21 protein-coding genes and 1 pseudogene are annotated in these 26,297 nt (G+C 52.4%); 13 read left to right on the forward strand and 9 right to left on the reverse strand.

What is annotated here, in order from left to right; all coding sequences use genetic code 11:
* The first annotated feature begins 282 nt into the window (after positions 1 to 282).
* From M8010_RS11835 to M8010_RS11845, 3 genes are all read left to right on the forward strand, one after another.
* Positions 283 to 1,326: a TRAP transporter substrate-binding protein gene (locus M8010_RS11835; RefSeq protein WP_250091460.1), complete on the forward strand. Its 1,044-nt coding sequence runs from the start codon at positions 283 to 285 to the stop codon at positions 1,324 to 1,326.
* Between the two features lie 79 nt (positions 1,327 to 1,405).
* The gene (locus M8010_RS11840) at positions 1,406 to 1,939 is read left to right on the forward strand and encodes a TRAP transporter small permease (protein WP_250091462.1); all 534 of its coding nucleotides are present in this window, start codon (positions 1,406 to 1,408) and stop codon (positions 1,937 to 1,939) included.
* A 2-nt stretch (positions 1,940 to 1,941) separates the two neighbouring features.
* Positions 1,942 to 3,219, forward strand: coding sequence for a TRAP transporter large permease (locus M8010_RS11845; protein ID WP_250091463.1), 1,278 nt, complete (start codon positions 1,942 to 1,944; stop codon positions 3,217 to 3,219).
* Positions 3,220 to 3,582: 363 nt separating this feature from the next.
* On the opposite strand, the gene M8010_RS11850 is transcribed toward M8010_RS11845, so the two are convergent.
* From M8010_RS11850 to M8010_RS11860, 3 genes are all read right to left on the reverse strand, one after another.
* Complete coding sequence (locus tag M8010_RS11850) at positions 3,583 to 4,584, reverse strand: hypothetical protein (RefSeq protein ID WP_250091466.1); 1,002 nt, start codon at positions 4,582 to 4,584, stop codon at positions 3,583 to 3,585.
* On the reverse strand, positions 4,577 to 7,057 hold the full coding sequence (locus tag M8010_RS11855) for a hypothetical protein (RefSeq protein WP_250091467.1): 2,481 nt from the start codon (positions 7,055 to 7,057) through the stop codon (positions 4,577 to 4,579). Before M8010_RS11855 ends, M8010_RS11850 begins: the two co-directional genes overlap by 8 nt.
* A gap of 132 nt (positions 7,058 to 7,189) precedes the next feature.
* Positions 7,190 to 7,930, reverse strand: a complete 741-nt coding sequence (locus M8010_RS11860) for a tyrosine-type recombinase/integrase (RefSeq protein WP_250091469.1) — start codon at positions 7,928 to 7,930, stop codon at positions 7,190 to 7,192.
* Positions 7,931 to 8,142: 212 nt separating this feature from the next.
* Between M8010_RS11860 and M8010_RS11865 the strand changes: the two genes are divergently transcribed.
* From M8010_RS11865 to M8010_RS11885, 5 genes are read left to right on the forward strand one after another with little or no spacing between them, the layout of a single operon-like run.
* Positions 8,143 to 8,847 carry a hypothetical protein gene (locus M8010_RS11865; protein WP_250091470.1) on the forward strand — a complete coding sequence of 235 codons (705 nt, stop codon included), beginning with the start codon at positions 8,143 to 8,145 and terminating at the stop codon, positions 8,845 to 8,847.
* Positions 8,838 to 10,712, forward strand: a complete 1,875-nt coding sequence (locus M8010_RS11870) for a Mu transposase C-terminal domain-containing protein (protein ID WP_250091472.1) — start codon at positions 8,838 to 8,840, stop codon at positions 10,710 to 10,712. The genes M8010_RS11865 and M8010_RS11870 overlap by 10 nt, the downstream gene beginning before the upstream one ends.
* Before the next feature lie 3 nt (positions 10,713 to 10,715).
* The gene (locus M8010_RS11875) at positions 10,716 to 11,669 is read left to right on the forward strand and encodes an ATP-binding protein (protein ID WP_250091474.1); all 954 of its coding nucleotides are present in this window, start codon (positions 10,716 to 10,718) and stop codon (positions 11,667 to 11,669) included.
* Positions 11,669 to 13,042 carry a hypothetical protein gene (locus M8010_RS11880; protein WP_250091476.1) on the forward strand — a complete coding sequence of 458 codons (1,374 nt, stop codon included), beginning with the start codon at positions 11,669 to 11,671 and terminating at the stop codon, positions 13,040 to 13,042. The genes M8010_RS11875 and M8010_RS11880 overlap by 1 nt, the downstream gene beginning before the upstream one ends.
* 26 nt (positions 13,043 to 13,068) lie before the next feature.
* Complete coding sequence (locus M8010_RS11885) at positions 13,069 to 13,602, forward strand: hypothetical protein (RefSeq protein WP_250091478.1); 534 nt, start codon at positions 13,069 to 13,071, stop codon at positions 13,600 to 13,602.
* Positions 13,603 to 13,959: 357 nt separating this feature from the next.
* On the opposite strand, the gene M8010_RS20135 is transcribed toward M8010_RS11885, so the two are convergent.
* On the reverse strand, positions 13,960 to 14,307 hold the full coding sequence (locus M8010_RS20135) for an antitoxin Xre/MbcA/ParS toxin-binding domain-containing protein (RefSeq protein WP_502846220.1): 348 nt from the start codon (positions 14,305 to 14,307) through the stop codon (positions 13,960 to 13,962).
* Positions 14,308 to 14,946: 639 nt separating this feature from the next.
* On the opposite strand from M8010_RS20135, the gene M8010_RS11890 reads away from it, so the two are divergent.
* The 3 genes and pseudogenes from M8010_RS11890 (at position 14,947) to M8010_RS11900 (ending at position 16,632) form a co-directional block, all read left to right on the forward strand.
* Positions 14,947 to 15,969, forward strand: coding sequence for a hypothetical protein (locus tag M8010_RS11890; RefSeq protein ID WP_250091479.1), 1,023 nt, complete (start codon positions 14,947 to 14,949; stop codon positions 15,967 to 15,969).
* A gap of 144 nt (positions 15,970 to 16,113) precedes the next feature.
* Positions 16,114 to 16,320: pseudogene (locus M8010_RS11895) on the forward strand (type II toxin-antitoxin system RelE/ParE family toxin); the annotation flags it as partial.
* Positions 16,321 to 16,332: 12 nt separating this feature from the next.
* Positions 16,333 to 16,632 (forward strand): HigA family addiction module antitoxin, encoded by a 300-nt coding sequence (locus tag M8010_RS11900; protein ID WP_250091480.1) that lies wholly within the window; start codon positions 16,333 to 16,335, stop codon positions 16,630 to 16,632.
* An 86-nt stretch (positions 16,633 to 16,718) separates the two neighbouring features.
* On the opposite strand, the gene M8010_RS11905 is transcribed toward M8010_RS11900, so the two are convergent.
* The 5 genes from M8010_RS11905 to M8010_RS11925 form a co-directional block, all read right to left on the reverse strand.
* Positions 16,719 to 18,113, reverse strand: coding sequence for an NAD(P)-binding protein (locus tag M8010_RS11905; RefSeq protein ID WP_250091482.1), 1,395 nt, complete (start codon positions 18,111 to 18,113; stop codon positions 16,719 to 16,721).
* A gap of 243 nt (positions 18,114 to 18,356) precedes the next feature.
* Positions 18,357 to 20,021, reverse strand: a complete 1,665-nt coding sequence (locus tag M8010_RS11910) for a tetratricopeptide repeat protein (RefSeq protein WP_250091483.1) — start codon at positions 20,019 to 20,021, stop codon at positions 18,357 to 18,359.
* A gap of 130 nt (positions 20,022 to 20,151) precedes the next feature.
* The gene (locus M8010_RS11915; RefSeq protein WP_250091484.1) at positions 20,152 to 21,327 is read right to left on the reverse strand and encodes an aminotransferase class I/II-fold pyridoxal phosphate-dependent enzyme; all 1,176 of its coding nucleotides are present in this window, start codon (positions 21,325 to 21,327) and stop codon (positions 20,152 to 20,154) included.
* 181 nt (positions 21,328 to 21,508) lie between these two features.
* Positions 21,509 to 22,711: an alpha/beta fold hydrolase gene (locus tag M8010_RS11920; RefSeq protein WP_349666103.1), complete on the reverse strand. Its 1,203-nt coding sequence runs from the start codon at positions 22,709 to 22,711 to the stop codon at positions 21,509 to 21,511.
* Complete coding sequence (locus M8010_RS11925; RefSeq protein ID WP_250091487.1) at positions 22,593 to 23,528, reverse strand: carbon-nitrogen hydrolase family protein; 936 nt, start codon at positions 23,526 to 23,528, stop codon at positions 22,593 to 22,595. Before M8010_RS11925 ends, M8010_RS11920 begins: the two co-directional genes overlap by 119 nt.
* Before the next feature lie 258 nt (positions 23,529 to 23,786).
* On the opposite strand from M8010_RS11925, the gene M8010_RS11930 reads away from it, so the two are divergent.
* Together M8010_RS11930 and M8010_RS11935 are read left to right on the forward strand one after the other, a co-directional pair.
* Complete coding sequence (locus tag M8010_RS11930; protein ID WP_250091488.1) at positions 23,787 to 25,172, forward strand: FAD-binding oxidoreductase; 1,386 nt, start codon at positions 23,787 to 23,789, stop codon at positions 25,170 to 25,172.
* A gap of 36 nt (positions 25,173 to 25,208) precedes the next feature.
* Positions 25,209 to 26,141 (forward strand): TVP38/TMEM64 family protein, encoded by a 933-nt coding sequence (locus M8010_RS11935; RefSeq protein ID WP_250091490.1) that lies wholly within the window; start codon positions 25,209 to 25,211, stop codon positions 26,139 to 26,141.
* The last annotated feature ends 156 nt before the right edge of the window (positions 26,142 to 26,297 follow it).

Raw genomic sequence — 26,297 nt, forward strand, 5'->3', positions numbered from 1 at the left:
GAACGTGATCATGCTAGGTAACGATGGTAAGTGGCAGTACAAGGTCTCGTCGAGATTACTCAGGCCGCGCCAGGACTGGAAGTAAGTCATCTTGTAGTGGTGATGGAATGAATGTGCTTTCGCACGCTTGAATTTTTGCCAAATTTCAACCACTTTTGATTTGTGAATACGTAAAGTGGTATTTCTTAAGTAAAAACAGGCGGGTTCTGACAGTCTGATCGGTGATGTGCGTAATTCATCACCTCAGAAAGTCAACTTCAAGAAGCAATAAGGAGTTCTCTTATGATCCGTAAATCAAGTCTTATGGCCGCTGGCACGGTCGCTGCAATTGGTCTTTCTGCCTGGTCTGGCGGGGAGTATGGGAGCGCTTTCGCTCAAGGCGATAGCTACACCATCAAGTTCGGAAACGTAATTTCTGAGGGTGACACGCAGAACCAAGGTTACGACCTTTTCGCTGAACTCGTCTCAGAACGCTCCGATGGACGCATAACTGTGGAAATATACCCGAATAGTCAGCTCGGTGGCGAACGCGAGATGGTAGAAGCAACACAGGTCGGCAACATTGAAATGACGGCTCCCTCGGTTGGCGTCCTTGCTAACTTCAACAAGTCGCTTGAGGTGTTTGACTTCCCCTTTATTTTTGAGGATGCAGAAACAGCTCACGAAGTGCTTGATGGTGAGATTGGGGACGAAATGCTTGCCGGCCTTCAAGAAAGCGGCCTCGTTGGACTTGGGTGGGGTGAAAACGGATTCCGTAACCTCGCGACAGTCGATAAAACAGTCACAACTCCAGACGAGATGGCAGGTATCAAACTTCGCACAATGCAGGTTCCGAAACACATTGCATACTGGGAAAGCATCGGTGCTTCTCCTACCCCACTCGCCTTTCCTGAAGTCTTCACATCCCTCCAGCAAGGCGTTGTTGACGGGGTAGAGAACCCTTACGAGCTTCTGTATTCCGCAAAATTCACAGAGCCCGCTAACCACCTGACTGCGACCCGACATATTTATGATCCCGAGGTGATTCTGATCAATAAGGATTTCTTTGAGAATCTTTCGGATGAGGACCAACAGATCATTCAAGATGCCGCAGATGAGGCCATATCGAAGATCAGGTCACTCAAATCGGAAGTCAGCGACGAGATTCTCGCAGAAATTAGAAAAGAAGGTGGAACGGTGACTGAGCTGAGCGACGCAGAGCGTCAAGCCTGGATCGATTCAGCAAAAGATTTTTATAAAGAAAACGCATCCACTGTTGACACCGAGATGCTCAAGCGGGTCTTGGAAGCGGCGGGTAACTCCACTTTTTTGGAGGTAATTCAGTAAGTGGGGTGACTTTGACTCCGCGTGAGAACTTCTAACGCGGAGTCATCTTCTGTTTGTGTTAGAAGTAAGGGGCGCGTGTATGCTCAAACAGGCCTATCAGCATCTTGATGAACACGTTGAGACCTACCTTGCAACAATAGCACTGATCGTATTTGCAAGCTTAGTCGTGTTTCAGGTCATAATGCGTTATTTCTTCGGAAACACTTTGGCTTGGACGGAAGAACTCGCCCGCTATGCCCTTGTTTGGTTCGTCTACATCAGTGGCAGCTACGCCGTTAAGTACCAGCGACACGTCAAATTTAGTGTGCTTGTCAACATGTTGGGTAAAAGGGTACCCATAGCTCAACGCATAATCGACCTGCTAATGTTTGCACTTTGGCTTGCCTTTCTCATTTTCATGCTGAGCCTATCGATTGAAATGGTGAACCAGCAGATAAATACCGGCCAGCGCGCACCAGGTTCACAGATTCCAATGTATCTCGTTTACCTCGGACTTCCGATCGGATTCCTGTTGATGTCATTTCGTGTGTTACAACACATAATCAGGGCCATTTTCGATATTATCAAAAATCCGTTTGCGCCTATCGCCATGTCACAGAGCGAGGTGGACTAGAAATGGGCATCACGGTTCTGTTCCTCAGTTTTTTAATATTGCTCCTCTTGGGCATGCCTGTAGCGTTCGCGCTAGGCATTTCATCGGTCCTCTCGGTCATTTTGACCGGCGTGGTTCCCGTCAGCTATCTCACACAGACAATGTTTGGCGCTGTTGACTCTTACTCCCTTCTTGCCGTTCCCCTTTTTGTTCTCTCCGGCGTCATTATGGAGTATGGCGGTCTTTCAAAAAGACTTATTGATACTGCAAAGGCGTTCGTCGGCCACATCACAGGAGGCCTACCTGCTGTAACGATAATGGGAACAGCAGTGTTCGCGATGTTAAGTGGGTCCGGCCCTGCAACGGTTGCCGCAATTGGTGGCATAATGATTCCTGCAATGATCCGTGAAGGTTACGGACGCGGGTTCAGCGCCGGTGTTGTGGCGACCGCTGGTGGCGTCGGCATCGTAATTCCTCCAAGTATCCCCCTCATTATCTATGGGATTACAACGAACACTTCTATTGGCGATCTTTTTCTTGCGGGTCTGATCCCTGGCATCATCATTGTCTTCTCTCTTTACCTCGTGAGTCGTTACATCTCTAAGAAGAACGGTTACGGAGCCAATATAGCCAAGTCAAGTTGGAACGAGCGCTGGAAAACAATGTGGCGTGCTAAATGGACGCTGTTAATGCCTGTTGTCGTCCTTGGCGGTATTTATGGCGGAATATTCACCCCAACAGAGGCGTCAGGAATAGCCGTCGCCTACAGTCTTTTACTTGCATTATGTTATCGCGAAACCGAAGTTAACCAGATTCCTGTTATGCTAAGAGCGACTTACCTCATATCGGGCATGATACTGGTCATCATCGCAACAGCATCCACCTATGCCAGAATTCTGACCTTAGAGCGTATTCCCTCCCTTATTGCCGATTTTCTTGGCCAATTGCCCGTGCCATTCTGGCTCATTCTGGCGCTCATCGTGCTCCTCCTGTTATTCATCGGAATGTTCATGGAAACAATTGCCGGGATTATTCTACTCGCGCCGATCCTTGTGCCTGTGGTCACGACAATGGGTATGGATCCTGTTCATTTCGGTATCGTCATGATCCTTGCCTCGATGATCGGCTTCGCCACTCCGCCGGTGGGTGATAATCTCAACGTAGCAAGCGCGATCAGCGGACTTTCAATCGAAAGGGTGAGCATCGCAGCGATTCCATTCGTAGCGGTCCTAATTTTTATATTATTCATTATCGCTTATGTACCTCAGATCACGATGTTATTACCTAATTTAGTTGGCTAAAAACTAATCCTATTCATTTATCGGATCGTCATTTATATCTGGTTACTATATGTAAATGTGTTCAGGCGGTTCATCGTGTTGAGTGATTATGGCAGTTAACAATACAAGTTCTCGCTAAGATCGTTACCAACACTTCGTAATATGAAGCAAACCGGTTATTTCATAAAATAACCGGTTATGTTGGGGCGCTTATACAGGCCACCCAAAGTATTCAATTTCGGCGAGGCAAAAAGGTCCGCTTTCCAATGAAAGCGTGGATCTTTAGAAAGAGATTACTAATGTTCGCTTCTGTTTACTCCGGTCGTTGGCGATGCCCAGATCGGATGCCCTTCTCTCTGGTGCCCCCACTTAAAGACAAGCAAGTCAACGCTGGAAGCAAAAATCCAAAATTTCATCGAACCCCGCATCTTCACGTTCCAGCCTAATTTCTAATTCATTTAACTCTTCAACGGTAGGTAATTGGGTAGTGACTGACACCGCAACCGAAAACTCGGCATTGTAAGGTCTACCAATTCTAGAGAGCTGAATGCTAATTTGTTTCAGAATGCTGTCTCTAAGCAGCAGCTGATTTCGGCGAAAGCGGATCAATCTGTGACAAGTATAGAAATCTGAGCGCTTCACTGAGTCATAGTTCCTGCCGCTCCACCCAGTACTTCGAGTTGCACGGCACAAGACGCGCTCTTGAATATCGTTCCAAATGCGAAAGTCGAAATTGCTGGTAGGGTTCGGGTTTTCGAGTTTTGCTTTTGGTAAGAATTGGGTTTCTGCAAATTTATGTTTATCGAGAATAGCGAGAATTCTGTTTTGAGTGTTTAAAGCTTGTTTGATTGACGATGGCAAGTCGAAGCGTACCAACTTCGCAGAATCCAAAAGCCGGATCTCTCTCGAATGTTTCTTAGCGTCTAGATCCCAATCTTGTTCTAGGCATCTCGGTACCCACTGAAAATGATTGCCTAGTAGACGAAAGATACCGCGGGAATCCAAAGAGGCGAGACGAACCCCTTCAATCTCGGGATTGCCGTGCAAATAATAGTACGCTTTTCCGTGCCACACCAACGACAAAGCTATTTGTTCTGTAAGCTCTCCAATCGACTCATCAATGGAATTCGATGCGTATCTGGTCTCAGCGTTTATCAACAGCGTTTGAGCCAGTTTTTCATCATTCGACTCGACCATAAATCGATTACGACTTCGATGGTTCATCACACTGAAGATATTCGCAAAATCCTCATCAAACATTCGGCGGTTGAACCCAGGCTCTCGCTTTTGACGCTTCAGGAAAAAGCTATCAACCAACCCAATTTGGTCGTTCTGGAAAATTTGCCTGTGTATTGGTTCAGCTTTGAAGATTCTTAGACTATTCATCTCCGTCTCCATCTTCATTCAACCGCCGAGCTAGAGACGTAATGCGATGGTCGACTTTAAAATCAGCTATATCGAGATTCGGAAGAACTTCTTTTGCAAAGAACAAATGAGATGCATCAGAGAGCGAGCTAAGAAATTCTCTTACAAGTACGTTCGAGTGCTGTTTACCTTCAGAAAACATCATTTGATCGGCGTAACCATCCTCTCTCGCTTGATGTTCAAAGGCCATTTTCCAGTTAATCCTGATTAATCCACGAGGCGACGCACTCATGCTAAAGCTGGACAGATCTGACAGAAGCAGCATCCGTTTGAGATACTTCTGTTTGTTTGTCGCCTTTTCAACTAGGGTATGAAATTTCTGGAGGACATCCTCTGATAATTTTTCATTACCGAAATATGCGCCGTAAAGAATTGCGAATCCAAGCACTGAAGCCAAGTCATTAATCACTGAAGAAATTAGGTGCAATCGAAATTCATCATTTACTTTCAAAGAAGGGTCCGGGAACTTTGAATCTGCAGCAAGAATCGCCAGAGAAAAGAACATAGGGAAAACCTTATCCAGTTTATGTTCATCATTTTGCTCGATGGCATTTATGCATGCTTCGGCAAGCTCGAAGTAGATTTGTCCAAAATGATCTGGTAGATCATCATCTTGCTCAGCGTCGAAAATATGGCCCACTATTTCCGGATTGCCCAGTGAACTGATGGCGTCTTCTCTAGCTTTGCTCAGCTGTTCGATCATCTCCGAAATATCGATCTCGGGTAGCCTGTAATGCTCCTCAGAATAATGCTGGTACTCCTTATATCGCTCAACCATGTTGGCTACTTCATCAAGCCAGAAAGAAGCCAATTTCCAATGGGTGTGTAGGCTGGACAGTACAACTTGCGTCGCAGCTTTAGACATTCTCAATTGCGTCATCGCTTCCACAAACTCTGGGAGCTCGTGCTCGAAATAGTGGCTTATCGATGGAAGGATTTTTGAATAATGACGCAGTAGTTTTTGAATCGCTAACTGTTGAAGGTACCGAGGCTTCGATAAACGCCGACCTTCGACCTCCATTTCGAATTCAATGCGTTTTACGATCGGTGCTAGTTCGACTTGTAGAAAAGCTGGAAGATTTCGAAGCGATTTCCGACTCCAATCGTCTGCGTCAAAGTATTTTTGAAGCTCCTTCTCAAAAGTGAGCATTCTTCGAAGAGTTTCCAAGCATAGGTTGCTACCGAAGGTAGCCCATGTATCTGCTAAGCCAATCTTCGCCTTCGAGGATTCCTCATCAGGGGCGTCGTTAATTGAATCAAAAGCACTTACAAGAATTTGCTTGAACTCTGTAAGCTCACGCATGCCATCTTCAAACTGAAGCTGTTCTGCGTATGATGATGCACGAATAGAGAAGCGATCAATTAGTTTCAGTGCAAGAGCCAGGTCACCTGCCCCAAGTGCCAGCTCAAAATGGCCTACCAATTTAGAAGCAATTTCTTTTTCAAGCCATTCGTAATCTGGCCTTTCCTCAACCATCAATTGCTGGCTTCTGGTATTCATTGCCGAAGAGGTTGCCATGTCGCCTGCCAAGAACCATTGCTTGTGTACGATACGCCGTGGAAACCAATAACTGTTTTGGTCGATTGTGTGTTTTCGCCGAACGTAATGCTGAAGCAAAAACGTATAGTCGTCGGTAAGAGCTGGCAGGTTATACTTTAAACTCACTCGATCAGCTTTAACATAACTATCTATATAAGATAACTGTTCAATTGCCCTTCTCGCTGCCTTCGAGTGATGATTGGCCAGAGAAATTGAATTTCGCGGATTCGTTGCATATTTTATATCTCTAACAAGACTAGGAAGTAGTTCACTGTGGATAAGTTGGTTGAGATCAAAGAAGTTAAAAAGCCTTTGGCCTAATGGAAACAATGCTAAAGCACTCAATAACATCAGAATTGTTCCGACGGTATAGACAAGTATTCCTGGATTGAATCCAAACGAAGGTAAAGCAGTTGCTAGCAAACAGAAAATTGCTGAGAGCACCAAAACCTTGGAATACACGCTGCCGACCTGCTCATTGGTGAGCATTTGGATTATGTCCCGGCGAAGCCTGGTGTAACCGGAGCTTAGTATGATGCCAACTGTAGCGAAGTAGATCGAGAATATTGCGGTGAGAAGTTGCCCGTAAAGTCTGAGTTGTTCGATATTGAATTCGCGGTCGTCCGAACTCAGCGACGGCATAAAAGTAAACCTTCCGGCAACGAGGCTCTCGACATAATTGAGCATAGCTAGAAATAAAAAAACCCAAAACAGGCTCTTAACACCTATCCAAAAGAAAGAGCCAAGAATGAGGCCGTTTATTTCTGCCTTGGTAAGTAGAGCGGTCTTTGCATAAGCGGTGCGCTCAAAGAAAAAAGCAATTTTCTGGAGCCACGCCCGGAGACTCCAAAACCAGGTCTTAGACGCAATCGAAATTTTTAGTTGTTCAATCAAAAAAACATCCCACTTTCCAAATTATGTTTAAACGCGTGCCTTTCCTTGGTCGGATGGGAGGCGGACCAACCCAAAACTCGTGCTATTTGGGCCCTCTAATCAAGTGCACGAACGTGACTTTTGAATTACATGCTAATGGAACTCCACCCCTTCGAGAAAATGCGCTCCGTCGAACGTTAGCACATTGGTGTACACCTCTGTTGACTCCACGCTTCGGTGACCCAGTAACTGGCTTACAAACTTCAGCGGCCGTCCGTGCAGGAGCAAGTGCACCGCAAAGCTGTGCCGAAAGGTATGGCACCCGATCTTGAAGGGTGGCTCTCCCCCCACCTGCTCCATCAGCCGATCGATGTTGGCGCTGACCGCCTGGCGCGTGATCGGAAAGATTCGCTCGTCCTTCCGAAACTTCCCCATCCACAGGTAGCTCTGGATCCGGGTCTGAAAGTCCCGATCCAAAATCGGAATGAACCGTTTCGGTGAACGTTGCAGGCTGCGCTTGCTCGGCCGCCCTGCCCCTTGTTTGAGCGTCTTGAGCATCACGCCGAAGTCGTAGCCATCGTCGATGAAACTGGCCGGCGTAGTCGCCAGCACCTCGGAGATCCGCGCCCCGGTGCACCACATCAGATCCAGGATGAGCCGGTGCATGGGGTGCGACTCACTCTCTAGTAGGCCCAGCACCTCGGGCTTGAGCAGGTACTTGGGCATGATGTCGAGGCTTTCGAGTAGCATCGGGCGTTTCGCGATCAGCCGGTCCCAGTCGATCTCGACTCGCTGGATTGGGAACGACACCAGAGGCCGCTCCTCAAATCCAAACGGACGTTTGCTTGGTCGCTCCCGTGGAAATGAGCGTGCGCTGGTGATGGATTTTGACATTTCCCCTCCGGGATTCTGTCAATTCTAGGGAGGAATTATAGGCCCGAATAAGCGCCCTATTCCTATCTCTTCAGTATGGCAAAGGCCCGGAAAACCGCAAGAAACAGGGGTTAGTTGACGAACTATGGAAAATCGTCAAAGTGATCATAATTTGAACAATTGACGAGTGACGACCATACTTAATAGCTTTTAAACCATTCGGGGACAGCCCCATGGCTCCGTCACGTTTCGTCAAACAGCCTGGCCCGCTGAGCAGCCATTCTGTCCGCTTCAGCCAGAACCTATTGGTGCCAGCACAGCAACCAACTCGCTTGAAACTGACTAAGAGAACGGATTTCTACGAGCAGCGGTGTGTCAAGTACCCTGACCGAGCCTGTTTCCATTGCTATGCCGAGTTCATCCATGCCCTGCTCTTAGAGGCGGATCCCAGTGTCACCAGTTTTGTGCCGCAACCCTACCAGATGGAGGTGAATCGTAAGCCTTACGTTCCAGACATATACGTCGTTCGGGACAGCCGCATTGAGGTCCTTGAGCTGAAACCTCGCGGCCAGTTCGATCCCAAGAAAGCCGGCCCATTGAGCGCGTTCTTCGATCAATACGGGATGCACTTCGACGTCATCGCCAACGAAGCTGTGTTCGAGCAGGAAAGCCTGGCCCTTCACTGGCTGCCTATCGTCCAGGTACTGGCTCAGGCGCACTATCAGGGCCTGGATACGGACGAAGCGGAACAGCGGCTGTTCGATGCTGCACGAGACGAAACCGCAATGACCGTGGGTGATCTGTTAGGGGATGCGCCAAGGGAAGAACGTTACTGGACTGAACTGGCCCTGTACCGTCTACTCCATCGTCACGATTTACACTGCGACCTTTCCGATGCATCGCTGGACTACGACACGGAGGTGACAGCATGGAGCTGACCTGGAGAAACCGGCTGATGCAAGAGCCGGAATGGTGGGACTTCAAGCGGTGGCCCTTTGTGGATAGCCAGTCACTGTCGCCAGCAGCTCGCCGCCGGTATCACACCAACACCCGGATCGTCGCTAACGTGCTCGACGGCCGTCCCCTCAATGAGGTGGCCCGAGAGCTGAGGCTATCCCCCAGTTGGGTGACGCAACTGATGAACCGGTGCCTGGCAGGCAATGAAGACGCACCGCCTGCTCTAACGCAAGGTTTGGTCCCCCACCGACGCCTGCGCCGATCTCAACGCAAAACCGCGCTGAGCACCCTGACCCATTCCGCTGGTGATCGGTGTGCGTTTGAGTATGTCATGAACACGGTACCTGGGTTGAAAGCCCACCTCATGAAACAGATTCGTCGGGCGGTCACCCGACATCGGCGCGGGCAGAACCTGACGCCCCGGCGATTTCACGCTATGTTTGTCGCCTACCTGATCGCTCAAGACTGGCCCCAGGACGTCTATCCCTTCACATCACCATCTCGGGGATATGAGGCTGCCCGCCGATTTTTGAAGGACAGCTTGGCGGATCTAAAAATGCCCCGAGACAAGCCACGCGTCACGGGGCCCAAAATCCCGCCGGTGTGTGCTTTTCAGGAAATTCATATTGATGAGGCCCATATCGACTGCAAAGGGGCCGCTGCGGTGGTCCTCCACAATCAGATGAAGCCCGTACGCCTTGCTCGTATTTCATTGCTTCTCGCTCGGGATGTAGGGACCGGGGCCTATCTGGCAGGGTCGTTCGCACTTACGACGCATCCCGACTCAGCCGATATCCTCGGTCTGCTAGAGCAACTGGTTCAGCCCTGGGAGCCCTTGACCCTCACGGCTCCCGGCCTATCCTACTCGGCCAAGGCCGGTTTTCCGTCGGCGCTGAACGAGTCCTTTTGTCGACCCACGTTTGGCATCGTTCGGCTGGATAATGCCCTGGTGCACCTCTCTCATCAAGTGCGGCGTATGGTCTGTGATCACCTCGGCGCGACCGCGAATTTTGGGTTACCTAAGAATCCTAAAGCCCGTGCGCTCATCGAGCAGGCATTCCGCCGCTTGAATGTGGACATCCACCGCCTTCCCTCCACCACAGGCAGCCACCCAACGGATGTGCTGCGGGAACCAGCCAAGCTGCAAAAGGAACCACCTTTCGTGTCACTGAAAGCGCTTGAGGAGGCCATCGGTGTGTTGTTGACCGAGTACAATCACAGCCCATTGGGCAACCAAGGGGCCCAGACGCCAATGGAACAGATGCAGTACCAGATGGCAAACCACTTGCTGCCGCTGCGGGCCACCTCACTCGGTCCTGGACTGGGGCCGTACGAACGCAGCCAGGTCGTGACGGTTCGCAAGGGATTCACCATAGACGAACCTCGTATCAATTTTGAGGGGTGCCAATACACTGGCGCTGCACTGAATGACGCCAGCCGGATCAATCAGAAAGTGACCATCGTTTTCGATATTCGGGACATTCGCTCGCTGCAAGTGTTTACGCTGGACGGCCAACGGCTTGGCGAGGTTCTCGCGCCCGGAACATGGCAGCGGTTTGCTCATTCTATTTCCATGCGCAAAAAGATCAATCGCCTCGTCCGGGAAAACGCTCTGTCCAGGCACGATCCGCTGGGTGGGTTCTTCGACTACATGGCGGCACATTACACCTTACCGAGGGACGCCCTGACGCTGTTACGCCTGACCGCCGGATCCACGCCTGAGGATGAGCAACAGGAAGAGCTTTCTGTTCAAAACGAGCGCACGGCATCGGACGATAAAGCGCTTAAAAAGGCGCTTAATCAGTTGCCGGACTGGACGCCGGCAATGGCAAAAAAAAGGCGGTAAAGTATGATTTCTGCGGCCTCCTCTCTCGAAGATGCCAGCGGGTTTTGGATTCCAACCCCAATGGCAGCAGCGCTGAAAGCCACCCTGGAACAATGGATACAGTGCGGCCACACCGGCGGAGTCATCATCGGTGAAGCCAGGCTCGGAAAAACTCGGGCGCTGAAAGCCCTCGGCAAACAAATGACGAACCGTAGCGGCCAGCCCATCCATCTGTTTTACATGCATTATGGACGACGTGATACGCAAACCGTCCGCGCGGTATTCGCCAAAATCGCCAAGTCGCTGGGTTTCGACGTCAAACGGCAAACGGCGGATGCTCTGCTGGATTGTATCGTGACGCGATTAGGAGAAGCGGCGTTAGCCAACGACACACGCCAAGTGGTGCTGATTGTGGATGAAGCCCAGCTTCTCACTACCGGTCAACTCAACGCCTTCGCCGAAATCTACAACGATCTTGTCAACCTGAACATCAATTGCGTGGTGATTTTTATCGCCAATCAGGACCAGTTTGCTGAATTGGGCAGAGCATTGCTCTTGCGGCAAAACCGGTATCTAAGGGAGCGGTTTTTTAACAATTTGGACTATTTCTATGGTATCCGATCAGAAAGCGAGCTGGCGGAATGTCTCGCCGGATACGATGCCTTTTATGTTACCGAGCATCCAAGACAGACAGTTACTGAGTATTTTTGTCCAGATCTGGCCAAAGATGGATGGCAACTCGCGTCGTTGGCCCCCTTTTATTGGCGCCAGTTCCGTGAACGCTATGGGACGAGATTGGGCATTGCATCCTGGGGCATGGCTCAGTTTGTCCGCGCGACTAATCTCTTGGTCATGGACTACCTGCCCTACTGTCAGGAAAAAGACGACTTGGCGACTCAGGAAGCTGCCATTATCAAAAGCCTCGAAGCGGCCGGTATCGAACCGAGCCTCGTGAACGTTGTTGGGAAGGAGGCCTGATGATTAATACTGGGCTAATGTTCCGTCTTCCTCTTGAGAGCGATTACAGCGCGATGCGGCGGTTCGTGATTGCCAATCGTACTCGGAACTTGCAAGAGCTGCGGGGTGAGCTGGCGGCGCTTGTCCCTGGAAAAAGGCGCGGACAGAAGGCGACGTTAGCTGAGCGGGCGCAAGCATGGGAATACGAGTACTGTAAAACCTACGGTATAGATTATGTGGCGCCAAACACGGCGCCGGTGAATCGTGAGCTACGAAATTGTCCAGAATGTGCGCGGATCGGTTATCACAGTGCTCTCTACCAATACCCCTGGGTGCAGCGCTGCCCAATTCATGACTGTGACGTGGTGACGGTATGCCCTATTTGCCGCACGCCATGGCCACCGCTCACCAACCTGCTCACCAGCGATTGTCCATGCTGCAGTGCCCGCGGTTTTCAGCGAGGCGCAGTGGAGAAAACGGATCTGGCAAAGAGGATCAATGATAAGTTTATGCCGATTTGGCGGTTGATCGGACGATACGAGAAGGCATCAGGTCTGAGCCTCCGTGCCCAAGACGCAACGTTTAATGAGTATTATACCCATCGAAGTATCACACCGTTAAGCCCCAACTGGCCCAGTTTGATCACCCATAATAGTCCTGATAAACAACGCCTGTTTGAAAGATTTGGGGTTTGCTTAGCGCGGGTTCAAGAAAAAACCTTCCAGCTTGATCCTGGTGGCGACGTTGTAGGTGTGAACTGGGAACATCTGTACGAACTACAGCAATTAGTTCAACAGCAGGAGCACCCTCGTTTACGGACTCAACTAGCCCGGCGCTTTGGCCCTGATCATAAAGACCGGGCTACTCGGCTGATGTTTAGTCAACCCGTCACTTTAGCTGACGTGGTTCATTTGAGCTGGATAAACTGGCACCAGTTCGTGACTGAAGGCCGCTATCCGACTCGCCATTTGTCTTATATTGATGGCTGCACCTTTTTCCATGGCCCTCATAATGATCGATTGAGGCCCGGGGCACCCTGTTTCATGACCCACGTTACCAAAGACAGCGCCAGTCGCTACTTGCCACTGTCTCCGCACTACGAGGGTCACTACAAAGTGGTCCCCGAAAGTTTGCAAGTCTGGCTGTACACCTGCGATCTGTGGTGGACATTCATAGCGATGCTATATTTCTTTGACTCTGCCGCCCTTGCAATGAATCGTGGCTGGCGTTGGTCTGAATTCATTGAGAACCTTAAAGAGGAGGGAAATCCCGATACATGGCACAGCCCGCGTTATCTTTTTTTCGAGCGTTCGCCGGGTGAGCTAGGCGTTCGAATACTGGATCGGGTCGCAAACTTTTCTTTCGATGAAGTCGACCTGACGATTGCACATTGAGAAGCACGCCAGACGGAAGCGCAAACATGGCACCAGAGCTGGACTACATTACCGTTTCCCGGGAGGATCTTCGCGACCTCAACCAAGCCGGCATTGGCAAAGACGTTATTGCCAGCCTAATCCATGACTGGGCGCACTCCATAAGCCTTCGGCGCAAGTTGAAAATTAAAGGACCGGTGCTGGACCTACAGGTAAAATTCAAGCGCCTCAGCGATGAATCATTGGTTACTCAGCAGGTGGCGGAATTACTAGGCATCAGTCCGAGTCGTGTACGCCAGCTTTCGACGCCTGACGAACCGGGTCTGTATGTATTGGTTGGGCTGAACGAGCAAAGGAGGTATCCGCCCTGGCAATTCCAAGACGGAGGCCGACTCCCTCACCTACAACAGCTTCTCAAAGCGATTAGACGAGACGCTCACCCGTTCACCGTCTGTCATTTCATGACAACAAAAACCCACGACCTTGAATCAGGCAAGACGGGGTGGCTTCGCTCTCCCCGGGAGTGGCTCATTGCGGGAAACGAACCAGAACCCGTTCTTCAGCTAGCCCGAAACCTGTAAGTTTCTGGGTTGAAAACCCCACCTTGTGTCTTGGAACGTTGCGATAGATCTGCAAAAAGATCGTCATAATTTACTTGGTCATCGAAATCGACCTGAGCGACACGCCGACTAATACCATTCCTGCATCGCTGGTAACATTAGAATACGGTCGACGTAAGCCTGCGTGATCGAACTCAACGGTGCAACTAAAACAGGGGTGTTTACACCTGACCTTCATTTATTTCCGGCTAGTTTTTGGCGATCGAGCACTTTGGAAGTACAGCTTTACCAGATCAGTTTCTTCTCATGTTTAACCGGGCTGAAACGTAGCCGGATTTTTCTGACAGTGAGGGGTACTGAAACGGGGTCAGGGTCACCCTATTGGGTCAGCGACTCCAGATAAGCCGTTATCTCTGTTAGTCCTGAAGGCGTCGCCATACGATCAATGGGAGCTGAATTGAAGTGTCGGTTTTTGGTATTCGTCCAATGGGCCATCTCATCACCTTTTCCCCCAGTCATAGTATACAAACGCTGATAAATCCGAACTATTTGCCGGGCACGAAATCCCTCACTGCTATCGGGATCAATAGTGCCCCCCAGATCACTTTCATCAATTCCCAGCACAATTGAAAGCTGCCTCGACGTCAGCCCCAATTCTGAGGCAGCTCTGCCCACTGCTTTCGCGAGCACATCACCTGATCTGGAGTCGTTTTCCGAAGGGCTCATAAGGTTTAGTAAAACCGGGATGCGATGGTTGTCAACAATTATATTTTCTAAAGGATAGCCCAAACCCTGCGCTCTATGCTAGCGATCACGGCGTCACGAACGACACTGGAGAGTGCCCGCGGATAGAACCGATACCATTCACAAACATCACTAAACTGCTGGAAACATTGAGAATGGGAACCCCCAGCCCTTCCGCACTCGGCGGCAGGCGACGGCAGCCGCAAAGCCCAGAGCGGGGACTGACCAAGCAATGACTCTTTGGAATTCCGCGATCTCGGCATTCTCGCTGCTGAGCTTTGCCCGGTAGCGATAGCAGGTTTCGCTGATGCTGAACATCCAGCAAGTCAAGCGAATACTGATGTGCTTCCCACTGACTTCATTCAAATCCTCAAACACTAGATTCGGTTATAACTCGTTCATAGATGGCAGTACCCTGTTTTTGTGACTAAACTAATACGCGGGAGCGCTTGAGCTACTGCATCTGTACAGAGTAGCCTGCTGGGCAGTTTCCGTAACCCTGCCCTCATATTGCATCGCCGTGGTTGGGGAGGCCGGTGTTCTTGGGGAACTCTGAGGGCGGATTTCCCCTAAGTTGGAATGCTACATGAGCGGTTAGGTTTCGCCTAAAGGAACGAAGCGATGGACCTGCTGATTCTTGTAATCACATTAATTGGTGCTCAGGCTGGATATAAGCTGCTAGATTCAGCACTCAGCGGAACGCTCTCGCCTTTAACCAAAAGAATTGAATCCACATTAACCCTCACCTGGAGCCTGAAGCCCAAAGAGGCCGCCAAACAACTAGGATTCGACATAAGCCCAGGCGCGATAGAGGCACAAATAAAACACCTCGATTCGTTAATTGATAAATTTGAAGATATACTTCATATCACGAATAAGGTTTATATCTATATTAGCCCGATGCAATGGGCGGTTACAGATATTAGGCATCTGTCAAAATCATCCAAGCTTCTTTTAAAGGTCCGCGCGATTCAAGAAAGTGTGTACTGTGAAATAGAATCGCTCTTTGATATATCACCGTTCCCGGTGCTCTGTTTCGCTAAGTTTCTAGATGTTTACCTAGACAGAACCGATCTATTGATAATGTCAGACCCAGATGCGCCAATTGACGATGCCTTCATGGAAGCTACGTACATTCCGAAGGTTATGAGATGCCGATTTGGCGATGTAGACTACGCTAACTCCAATATAGAAAAAACGCTAGAGACAATCAAGTCTGGAGTTGGTAAGGCTAAACTGGATGCTGATGCTGTAAAATCTATTCGCCGATATGAAAAGTTGTCGAACACGGTCTTAACGTCCTTAAAGTGCACCAAGTGGTACCTACAGTCCATAAAATCCACCAAAGAAATTGACAGCAACTTTGTGATTTCTGTAGGACTCATGGAAACGCGACATTTAATCGATGTGGCCCGAATGAAAAGCGGTGACCCTCGTGGGGAACCCGATTTGCATGAGTCAGAAAGTCTATGGGGAGAGGCACTAAAATTGTTCGGGAATACCACTGAACTTTCGCAGGAAGACAAAAAAACTGTCTTGGATAAGATAAGGAAAATTAAACGTTTACTGGCCAAGCTTTTGAAAAAAAACAGCCCACACCAAAGGCGGGGTGATGGCGGTCTGCGAGGTCGCGCTCCCGCGTAGAAGCCCTTTAGAAGTGCAGGTACGGCCGTCGGCTGCACATCCCCAAAAGTTGTAATACGATGATGTGGCCTCGGGAAAACCTCTGAAACCAAAAGCACCCGTAATGTTTACGTCTTCTCCCACAATGATCGACGGTTTTCCTCGATCAAGGCCGTGGGCGAACGCAAACTCATCATGCTTGATGCTGCCGAGGCTTTTAAAGATCTTAAGTCCCCGCCTGGTAATCAATTGGAACCGCTGACTGGGAATCGCAAAGGCCAACACAGCATCCGGATTAACAAGCAATGGCGAGTATGTTTTCGCTGGACAGACGATGGCCCGGAAGATGTTGAAATTGCAGATTACCATTGAGGAGAATGCGCAATGACTTGTAACGGTATGCGCCCCATCCATCCTGGAGAAATTATTCGGGAAGAATATCTTGCGCCGCTGGAAATGAGCGTGAATGCGCTTTCTAAAGCACTCCACGTGCCGGCGACACGGATGAATGAAATCGTGCGCGAAAATCGCGGTGTCACGGCGGATACGGCCATGCGGCTTGCCCGCTATTTTGGCACTAGCGAACGCTTCTGGCTGAACCTGCAGACGGAGTTTGAACTGCGTCGGGCTCAGAATAGCAAAGCGGAACAGGTGGCCCGTGAAGTTCAGCCTCACGTGGCATGACTTAAGCGCTCTCCTCTAACAACCGGGCTCTAATCAGGTAAGAATTCGAATGCCCCGAGGTGAGTCATTTTTGGTAGTGAAAGCCGCTAGGCGGCTTGTGCCCGGACGAGCTTCACCAGATTGCCCACCGCCGCCATCCCGGAGCGCTTGATGCGTTCATGGGCATCGACCACGCTTGGCACATCGCGGTAGAGCTTGATTCCGCATAGTGGATACAGCCTTGTATTCTTGGCCCAGTTTGCCAGCTCAGGGTAGTAGGCCGCCCGGGCATGTTCGTTTGCAAGGCTACCCAAGAATGCCGACAGATAGTCTGTAACCACATCCCAGTATGCGATCGGCGGGCACAGGCGATTTTTCTTTTCGTCGCTGTCCAGGGTTGCCTCGACCACGCCCAGCATGGCGAACTGGTAGCATGCGAACCCCCAGAGAAATGGTTGAACGGTCACCAGGCCGGGCTCAAAAATCGGACGAAGAGACGGGCGCGACAGCCCTCTCGATGCGCAGTGGACGTGTATCGTCCCCTCACTTGTGGGCACGCTACCCTCTTCAAGGATGATCTGGTCTCGCTCTATTCTTTGCACATGTCCAAGGCGGACAACGTCCTTGATCTGACGCAGAAGCCCCAGTTCTGCTTCGCTGATCACCGCACCCCGGAACATGGTTGGAACAATGTCGGGGTCAATGCGAAGAAAGAATTCGTCAGCTTCCAGCCTCGACACCAGATCCTCAATTGAGGTTGCCTGTGCCATGGCTTCAAACTGAATGGCCATGCCCTGATAAAAATCTGGCAGCAGTTCATTCGGCTGATGGTAGCGGCGGTTCAACCACCATGCTTCTCGCGGTCTGATCCACTGGATCGCCTCGGCCGGAACGCCCTGTTCCAGCAGCCAGACACAGGCATCCAGCGCAGTCTTGCCCGCACCGATGATAACGAAACGTTCCGGACGGTTCGTGATACTGGCAATTCCGCCGGCAGACACGCAGCGAACCCCGCCGGCCACCTCAAATGGCGGCGCAGTGGCACCGGGAACGGCGCCTTCGGTATAGGTGGTGTCGACCACCTTGCGCCGGACGTTCGCCGTCCAGGATTTCTGCCCAAGCCGGGAGACAAATTGGCCATCACCCAAATAGTCACAGTTCGGAAAGTAGCGGACACGGCCACCAGGGAGAAAGTGGCGCTGCATCACGTGCGTGTAATAGGCCCGGATTTCGTCTACACCGGCGAGCTCGTAGAAACCGGCGTTCGTGCCCGTGTCATCGATGGCATTTTGACCAAGGGGTACCGAACTGACTCCATAAAGTGACGAAGGCTGGTGCAGGCGGACGTAGGGATAGGCATCGACCCAGTGCCCGCCAGGCGCGTGGCGTCGATCAACGATGGTGACAGAGGCGTCGGAATGGGTGAGCAGCGAGTCCGCGAAAGCCATGCCCGCAGCCCCGGCACCCACGATGAGATAGTCCGTTTCAAGTTCTTCGTTCATCATGAACTCCCAAGAACGACGCAACCTTTTTTCATCGCTTCACTGATCGATGGTTTCACTGTTTAGTTTGCGGCCACGTTACTCATTCAGTTTAGCTCAAGTTTTATTCTTTCATGCCGACTTGTTGCAATATTGACGTCGAATAGTCTTCCGTAAATACCGTCGTTAAGGCGTAATTCCCAGCGTTGAAGGCAACTGACTCGTCGAGCAGTCCCGTGGTAACGAGGGTACTTATCCAGCGTGTCAGAGCCGCGATTCGGTAAGAACCAGATCGGCATGTTGCCAGGCTTCGAATAAGCGGTGCTGCACTTCCCTGGCCTCCTGTACATTCCCCTGCCGTTGAAGCGCCTTCATCAAACCGAACAGTGACCAGCCGTTGTCGGGAACTTCCCGTAGGTCTTGCCGATATATCTGCTCTGCACGCTCAGGCTGGTCAGCTTGCAACAGGATTGCGCCCAAAGCCTGGCGTGTCGGGTAGTGCCAACTGGGAGGTTCGTGGTAGTTCAGGGCATCCTCGCGTTTTACCGCGCGATCAAGGCTGTCGATGGCGACTTCGAAGTGTCCGTCGGTGGCTGCGATTTCTCCTGCCAGCGAGTAAGAGGCGATTTCCAGAATGTGCTGGCTATTGTTGATTCCCCATACCGTCACCCACTTGAGGCTCGGGTCAGTGCGTAGCTCATCCAGCTTTTCCAGTTCGGTTTTGGCGGCTTGCTGTTTACCCTGGCGGGTATAGGCCATCCCTCTTGCATAGTGGTACACCGCACGCGGGTAAACCAGGTCTTCGGCGGGTTCTTCAAGGTTCAGTATCCGGTCCCATTTGCCAAACCGAACCAAGGCGTAAACCGGCGTTATCCAGTAGTGCTGGAGCGTGGTCAGCGGGCGCAGGCGCATGGTATCGACGTCGACCATGCCGGCCATGTCCTGTGCAAGGCGGATTGCCAGCTCACTGCGCCCTTCAAGCGTGGCGGTGAACCAGCCGAAGTGATAGTTGTGGGGCACGTAACCCAGCCGGTACGCACTCTGGGGATCCACCTGTGCAAGGTAACGCTGGTCGGCCTCGATGGCGTGGAGATTGGCTTGAGTGGCGTTGTGGTATTGGCCGACTCTTATGTAGATGTGGGCCGACATGTGTACCAGATGGCCGGCGGCGGGCACCAGATCTTCAAGCCGCTTGGCTGCATCCAGCCCCTGGCCTGGATCACCCGCCTCCACCGCGTGAATAAGCAGATGATTCGCGTGAGGATGGTCGGGCTGACGCTGCAGGACATTCTCCAAGGTTTTGAGAAGCCTTTCGGTTTGCGCCTTTGGCTCGCCGTTCTCCTGCCAATAATCCCACGGCGTTAAATTCATCAGCGATTCGGCATGAATTACCTGGGCATCGAGATCGTCAGGGTAGCCTGCGGCAACCTGCCCCATTGCTTCGGCAAAGGCTTCATCCCGTGAGGATCGGTTCTCCAAAGCTTCTGGCCCATAACGCTTTGCCAGCGCATTGATATAGGCCTGCTCCCGCGCACTGGCTTTGCTTGCGGCAGCCTGGGCTTTTTGCAGTAATTCCCAGGCCTTCGGGGCATTGTCCGGGTTCATGGCCGAGTTAATGTTGGGGCCCAGTACCCAGGCCGCGCCCCACCAGGCCATGGCGGCATCCGGGTCGAGTTCGGCGGCTTGCAGAAAGGATTGGTGAGCTTCGGAATGGTTGAAACCAAAAGCGAGCACCAGGCCCTGGTCAAAATAACGCTGCGCCAACCCGGAGTCGGTGGTGATGGGGTGATGGTGATCGCCCAGCCCTTCAAATAATGGCACGCCACTGGTGGCTAATGGAACGCGACTGGTGTCGCTGTGGGCGAGTGCGTTTAGAGGTATGGTAAGGATCAGAACGGTTGTCAGTGCTATCAATTTGGTCGCGTTCATGTTCAGACTCCTTCTGGTTGAAGCTTGCAACTTCAAACTACTTCACAATCGGAGCCGCGGCATGGGGCATTTGTCCCGGTTGGATGGAAACGACTGTGATTACAGGAGGCAAAGGTCCCTGGATGGAACCTTACTTTGCGGCGTCCCGGAAAATGGGCAGTGCCCGTTCGATCATCTCAGCGGTGGCCGTCAGGCTAATCCGAAAGTGGCGTTTTCGCTCAAAGAGAGTGCCGGGCATCACAAACACGGATCGCGCCGCCAGGGTCTCTGCAAAGCGCAGCGCGTCGCCCTTCGGAGCCTCTCCCCAAAGGTAGAATGTCCCTTCCGGAGGAACCATTCGATAGCCCCACTGCTCTAATGAGTGGAGCATTCGATCCCGCTTCTCGGCGAGGGCATCAAGATCAATCGACACACTTTCCAGGGAAGCAACCGAGTACTGCATGAGTGCGTCAGGGAAAGTCCAGCCCATCGACATCTGGACTGAGAAGGTCGCACCCCGAAGTTCATCACGCTGATCATTCGGGAGGAGCGGTGATATCGCCAGATACCCGAGCCGTTGGCCGGGGGCAAGGAGCACCTTGCCATAGCTGTAGTCTATTAGCGTCCATGGGTAGAGCGCGGCGGGACTGACGAAGGGCGCGCTGGTGAATCGGATGCGTCGGTAGGGTTCGTCTGAGAGCAGCCAGATGCGAGCGTCAATGCGATTAGACGCCGAGTTGAGCAGATCGGTGAGCGCCTGTAGCTGCTCTCGCGAATACACTCGGCCAGTGGGATTGTGCGGGCTGTTGACGACGACCATGCGCGTACGTGGTGTGATGGCAGCTTCGATCGCTTCCAGGTCAAGGTCGAAGTCGGGTTCGCTCAGGCCGACCTTGACCGGGACGAGATCCGCGGCCCGCAACATCGATGCGTAGCAGAACCATCCGGGAACCGGGATCACCACCTCGTCGCCTGCGTCGAGCACCAAACGAAAGGCGAGCGCAATGGCGGCGAAGGCGCCTTGCGTCATCGCAATATCCTCGGGCTCGAAATCAAGCCCTAGCTCGCGGGAAAGCGCGTCGGCAATGAAAGTCCGCGATTCGGGCTCACTGGTCTTGTAGGCAAACCATTCCGGGTTCTGCGGGTGAACGTTCTGCGCGAGGGTCTTCACAAGGCCGGCAAGCGGCATCTCGTGGGGATTCCCGAAGGTGAAATCGCAAGCTCCCGCTGCGTTCCTTGCTTCCCCATAGGTTGAGCGAAGGAAAAAATCCGCTATCGGGGCGAACTCGGCGACCGCATTTTGGCTTCGCTGTGAGAGTACCTTCATAAAAGTACCTCTGTATGCTGGTTTTTTCCGTCGTTCTACGAGAACTGAGAAAGTCTGCGGACGACACTGAGCCCATCAGGAGTCCACGAAAGGTCACCCCCAGTTCGTTGCCACATCCAAAAGTTTGGCGCGTTTCCCCGATAAAGCAAATGGGTGGATCCTGGCTGGGCCACCACGAAAATCAGTCTGCGCCGAAACCGTGTTCCCGGGCCTGTACGATCAACTGTGCACGGGTCGGGATGTCGAGACTGCCGCATATGGCACAGACATGATTGCGTACGGTTTTTGTCGCTATAGACAGGGCCTGGCCAATCTCGGTATTCGACTGGCCCCGGGCCACCAGGTTGAGCACCATCAGTTGGCGACTCGTCAACTCACCAACCCATGGCTCCGCCCTGCTCCCCGCTGTCGCCGGCGTGTCGGCGAGAAAGCGGCGCAACTCGCCGATGAAAACTGGCCAGGAACTGTCTTCAAGCTGCAAGATGTGGTTCGCTCCCTTCAGCGGTAAAAAATGTGCATCGGGTAACTGCGATGCCAGGCTGCGTCCCACCTCGAAAGGCACCATTTCATCGTCTTCAACATGGGCAACCAGGGTCGGAGTATGGATGTGCGGGAGCAGTTCATGAACATCAATCTCGTGGAAGCCGCGCCACAATCGCACGGCATCCTCTGGTGACGCAGTGGTTCTTTGCAGGTCGTCCCACCAGCCAATCTGCTTAAGGTCATGTCCTGGGGATAGGCGGCGGGCAAATAAATCGCGGAAGGCACCGGTTTTACGGCCCCAGCCAATTTTTATCATGCTCGCCAGCGCTTCGGCCTCTTCCTTGTTTTCTTCACTGGCACCGGGCGTAAAGGCTCCATTGGCATAAGCGTTATAGAGCACCAATTTACTTACCTGTTCGGGATGACGGAAAGCATAAAGCAGCGCGATGGGGCCTCCCTGGCATAGCCCTATTAGCGAGAAGCGCTTCCAGCCCAGGCTGTCAGCAACCGCCTCAAGATCTTTAATCCAGGCTTCCAGGCCTTGCTCGACAACATCATGATCGGACAAGCCGCTCCCACGAATGTCGAAGCGAGCAAGCGTGTGGCTATGCGTTAATTCACGCAACCAATGTTGCCACACAGGACTACCCCAATCGCGTTCCACATGAGTCAGCCAACCCCCGACGCGAATGAGCGGAGGGCCACTGCCTGCAACAGCGTAAGCGATGCGCACACCATCTGATGTGGTGCAGAAGCTGATTCGCTGTCTCACTGCGGCACCTTCAGTCGAATACCACAGGCGGCTGCTTTGCCCGATTGACGCGCAGCGAGAACACATCCGGGCGTGCGTAGTGACCACTGACGTCGAATTTTCGGCGTGAGGATCGGGCGGCACTGACATCTATTTCAGCGAACAGTATCCCTTTTTCCTTGTGCATCGGTCCTGCATGAATGCCTCCAAATGGCTTGTAGACCACCGCATCGCCGGGATTCACCCATTCGTCCTTATTCGGAAACAGCTCTTCATAATAAGGAATGTCTGTGGGTATATCCGAGACTTCGAGCGCGGTTGCGCAGCCAATCACCCAACAGCCGCCTTCGCGGGCGATATGTTGCATGGTGGCCAGCCAGGTGTCGCCGCTGTCCCAGGTGGGCGCCACATAGATGTCGATGTTCTGGGAATACAGCGCGAAACGTGCCAGCGGCATGTAGTTTTCCCAGCACAGAAGAGTGCCGATGCGCCCGACTGCAGTCTCGACAACATTCAGGCCCGAGCCGTCACCGAAGCCCCAGACCATGCGTTCTGGATTGGTTGGCATCAGCTTGCGGTGGTTGTTGGCAATGGTCCCGTCGGCGCCAATGATGATGCAACTGTTGAACAGGGTGCTGCCGCTGACCGCGCCATCCAGCTCCTGATAGCCAGCAACGATGACAACCTCGTGTTCCTTCGCGGCTTCCTGCAAAGGGGTCATGCCGCCCCGGCTTAGGTCAATTGAATTGGCTTGCAGATGGGCGAACAGCTCCTCTATTTTTCCCATCCCCGCGCCGGGTGGCAGGCGCCAGACAAAGGTGGGGTACCCAGGGAACCACGCCTCGGGGAAAACCACCATCTGAGCGCCCTTACCTGCCGCTTTCGCGATCAGATCAATCGCACGAGACATCGTTTTTTCAAGGTTAAGGTAGACGGGGGGTTCCTGAACAATCGCTAGTTTTGTCATGACTCTTCCATTTGAGTTATGCCGCCGAAAGGCGGATCGCTGTTTTAGAATAGTTCATATATGCACCTAGTGCGAAAGCCCGTTGAACATCAAATCCTGCTCCATGCCTCTCTGAAAATGCGCTACTGCGCTTTCATCGAACAAAACCGGCTAACAGTTCCGCCATAGTTCTTAAACAGTCTAATAGTGCACTGGTGTTCCGCCAGCGACGGCGCAAAATTAAAAGTGGAAACCTTATGAGGCAGGGAGCACCACGCCATGACTACTTTGCAGCAAGGAACGATTGACTCTTTTAGAGGGCAATTTGGTGGTTCTGTATTCGGGCCTGCGGACGACGGGTATGAAGAGGCTCGTCAGATCTGGAATGCAATGATTGACCGGAAGCCAGCGCTTATTGCCCAGTGTAAATCGGTGGACGATGTGGTGGCTGCTGTGAACTTTGCGCGTGATGAGTCGATGCTGGTGTCGGTCAAGGGAGGTGGGCACAATATTGCGGGCAATGCTGTCTGTGATGATGGCCTGATGATCGATCTCTCGCAGATGAAAGAGGTCAAAGTCGATGTCGAGAAACAGCGCGGCTATGTAGGGCCTGGCTGCACGCTGGCGGATTTTGACGCGGCTGCCCAGCAGCACGGCCTGGCGACGCCGCTGGGCATTAATTCCACGACGGGTGTGGCGGGCCTGACGCTTGGCGGCGGGTTTGGCTGGCTCAGCCGGAAGTTTGGCATGACGGTTGATAACCTGATTTCCGCAGACGTGGTTACTGCCGATGGGAGCCAGATCCGCGCCAGTGATACCGAGAACCCGGATCTGTTCTGGGGCCTGCGGGGTGGCGGGGGTAACTTCGGTGTTGTTACCCGCTTCGAGTTCAAGCTGCATCCGGTGGGGCCAGAGTTACTGAGCGGGCTGATTGTATTTCCGTTTGCCCAGGCCAAGTCAGTCGTAACGCAGTTTGCCCGTTTCACCGAAACCATGCCGGATGAACTCAACGTATGGCTGGTGATGCGCCATGCGCCGCCCCTGCCCTTCCTGCCTGAGTCGGTTCATGGTCAGCCCATTGTCGCCCTGGCGATTTGCTATGCCGGTGATCCGGAAGTTGGCGAAAAACTGGTTGCGCCCCTGCGCTCATTTGGTGAGGCGCATGGAGAGCACATTGGAGTTCAGCCCTACACCGACTGGCAACAGGCGTTTGACCCACTGTTGGTGGAAGGTGCGCGAAATTACTGGAAGTCCCATAACTTTGTAAAGCTGACCGATGATGTGATCCGGGTCCTGATTGAGTCCGGTATTAACCTGCCATCGCCTCACTGTGAAATTTTTATAGCCGCGCTTGGCGGACAGACTGGCCGGGTAGCGCCCGACGCCATGGCTTATTCAAGCCGGGATGCAAACTATGTGATGAATGTGCATGCACGCTGGGAAACGCCTGCGGAGGATGATCACTGCCGCCAATGGGCACGAGCATTTTTTGATGCGGCCAAACCCTATGCCAGCGCCGGTGCCTACATCAACTTCCTGTCGCAGGATGAGGCTGACCGGGTCGAGTTTGCCTATGGCACGGCCTACAAGCGGCTGGTGGAGATCAAGCAGAAGTATGATCCGGAGAATCTGTTCCGGGTGAACCAGAATATTCGGCCCCGCTAATGGGTCTCCCGGGATTTGTGAGAACCGAGAAGCGACGTGACTCACAAGCTTAAGGCGCTGCCGAGCGGTTTGGTCTGGCTCCGGTTAACGGCAACCGTCTTGGCTTGGCTTTTGGTGGTTGTTTTTATTCACCGGCTAACTCATGTGTATCAACATGAGCTTGTAGAAACTCTGCGCCTGCCGATGTTTAGGATTGCAGTGACAACGCTGCTGCTCACTGCCTTGGTGTATTTCATCGCCGTCAGTTTGCCATGGGTGCCGAATCCTGGGTTCCACAGCGTTTGCGTGGTGTTAGCTTGGGTGACGCTTCTGGTTCTTGGGCATTCCTTGTCCCATATGGGATTCCATGATTCACAGTCCATGCTGTCGACAATGCGGGAGGCGTTCGGCCCCGCTGCGATTATATTATTGATGATTGTATACGGTTTGGTACTGGCGATGCCGTTTCTCCCGGGTGTCGAATTGGGCCTGCTCATCATGGCCGTATTCGGCCCAACTGGCGCATTGGCGGCCTACGTGGCGACCCTCGGTGGACTAATGCTGGCGTATGCAGTGGGGCGTTCACTTCCCGAAAGGGTCATTATGAGGTGGCTGGGGCGCATTGGTGTTGTTCTGCCGCACGATCGGATTGCATCTGCCACGGATAGTATGGTGTCGCCAAAGACAACGGTTTTTTCCACACAACGAAGACTGGCCGCAACGTTGCTAAATCATCGCTATTTGTCGCTCGCAGTGTGTCTTAATTTTCCAGGCAACGCTGCGCTGGGCGGGGGCGGCGGAGTTGCGCTGCTGTGTGGCATGAGCCGGCAGTTCAGCTGGTGGGCCTTTACTCTGACCTTGGCGATCACCATATCGCCGGTGCCGATTCTCGTGTTGTCTGGTCTGCTGAACACAGAGCCATTGATGGAACATCATGGTTTTCTCCATGATGGACTTACACATATTGAGAGGCTGTTCGTTCACGACTGAATTTTGAGCCCACTTTCTTGATCAATTACTCTGCTTGAGTCCCATCTCCCAAAATAGGAAACGCGGGGCACTCGCTCTTGGTTCTAATCGCGCACCAGCGCGCACTCCAGCTTCTCAGATACGTGCGGCGTGCCGCGCTTTCGCAGGTCTCGATGA

Source organism: Marinobacter sp. ATCH36, assembly GCF_023555055.1.
GTDB lineage: Bacteria > Pseudomonadota > Gammaproteobacteria > Pseudomonadales > Oleiphilaceae > Marinobacter.

What these genes read in the sequence shown, in the direction of transcription:
- M8010_RS11915 (WP_250091484.1), bottom strand. Translation starts at nt 21,327, where the DNA reads ATGAAGGTACTCTCACAGCGAAGCCAAAATGCGGTCGCCGAGTTCGCC.
- M8010_RS11920 (WP_349666103.1), bottom strand. Translation starts at nt 22,711, where the DNA reads ATGTCAGTGCCGCCCGATCCTCACGCCGAAAATTCGACGTCAGTGGTC.
- M8010_RS11925 (WP_250091487.1), bottom strand. Translation starts at nt 23,528, where the DNA reads ATGACAAAACTAGCGATTGTTCAGGAACCCCCCGTCTACCTTAACCTT.
- M8010_RS20135 (WP_502846220.1), bottom strand. Translation starts at nt 14,307, where the DNA reads ATGAGCCCTTCGGAAAACGACTCCAGATCAGGTGATGTGCTCGCGAAA.
- M8010_RS11905 (WP_250091482.1), bottom strand. Translation starts at nt 18,113, where the DNA reads ATGAACGAAGAACTTGAAACGGACTATCTCATCGTGGGTGCCGGGGCT.
- M8010_RS11865 (WP_250091470.1), top strand. Translation starts at nt 8,143, where the DNA reads ATGGCTCCGTCACGTTTCGTCAAACAGCCTGGCCCGCTGAGCAGCCAT.
- M8010_RS11930 (WP_250091488.1), top strand. Translation starts at nt 23,787, where the DNA reads ATGACTACTTTGCAGCAAGGAACGATTGACTCTTTTAGAGGGCAATTT.
- M8010_RS11890 (WP_250091479.1), top strand. Translation starts at nt 14,947, where the DNA reads ATGGACCTGCTGATTCTTGTAATCACATTAATTGGTGCTCAGGCTGGA.
- M8010_RS11840 (WP_250091462.1), top strand. Translation starts at nt 1,406, where the DNA reads ATGCTCAAACAGGCCTATCAGCATCTTGATGAACACGTTGAGACCTAC.
- M8010_RS11860 (WP_250091469.1), bottom strand. Translation starts at nt 7,930, where the DNA reads ATGTCAAAATCCATCACCAGCGCACGCTCATTTCCACGGGAGCGACCA.
- M8010_RS11870 (WP_250091472.1), top strand. Translation starts at nt 8,838, where the DNA reads ATGGAGCTGACCTGGAGAAACCGGCTGATGCAAGAGCCGGAATGGTGG.
- M8010_RS11850 (WP_250091466.1), bottom strand. Translation starts at nt 4,584, where the DNA reads ATGAATAGTCTAAGAATCTTCAAAGCTGAACCAATACACAGGCAAATT.
- M8010_RS11875 (WP_250091474.1), top strand. Translation starts at nt 10,716, where the DNA reads ATGATTTCTGCGGCCTCCTCTCTCGAAGATGCCAGCGGGTTTTGGATT.
- M8010_RS11885 (WP_250091478.1), top strand. Translation starts at nt 13,069, where the DNA reads ATGGCACCAGAGCTGGACTACATTACCGTTTCCCGGGAGGATCTTCGC.
- M8010_RS11835 (WP_250091460.1), top strand. Translation starts at nt 283, where the DNA reads ATGATCCGTAAATCAAGTCTTATGGCCGCTGGCACGGTCGCTGCAATT.
- M8010_RS11880 (WP_250091476.1), top strand. Translation starts at nt 11,669, where the DNA reads ATGATTAATACTGGGCTAATGTTCCGTCTTCCTCTTGAGAGCGATTAC.
- M8010_RS11845 (WP_250091463.1), top strand. Translation starts at nt 1,942, where the DNA reads ATGGGCATCACGGTTCTGTTCCTCAGTTTTTTAATATTGCTCCTCTTG.
- M8010_RS11900 (WP_250091480.1), top strand. Translation starts at nt 16,333, where the DNA reads ATGACTTGTAACGGTATGCGCCCCATCCATCCTGGAGAAATTATTCGG.
- M8010_RS11910 (WP_250091483.1), bottom strand. Translation starts at nt 20,021, where the DNA reads ATGAACGCGACCAAATTGATAGCACTGACAACCGTTCTGATCCTTACC.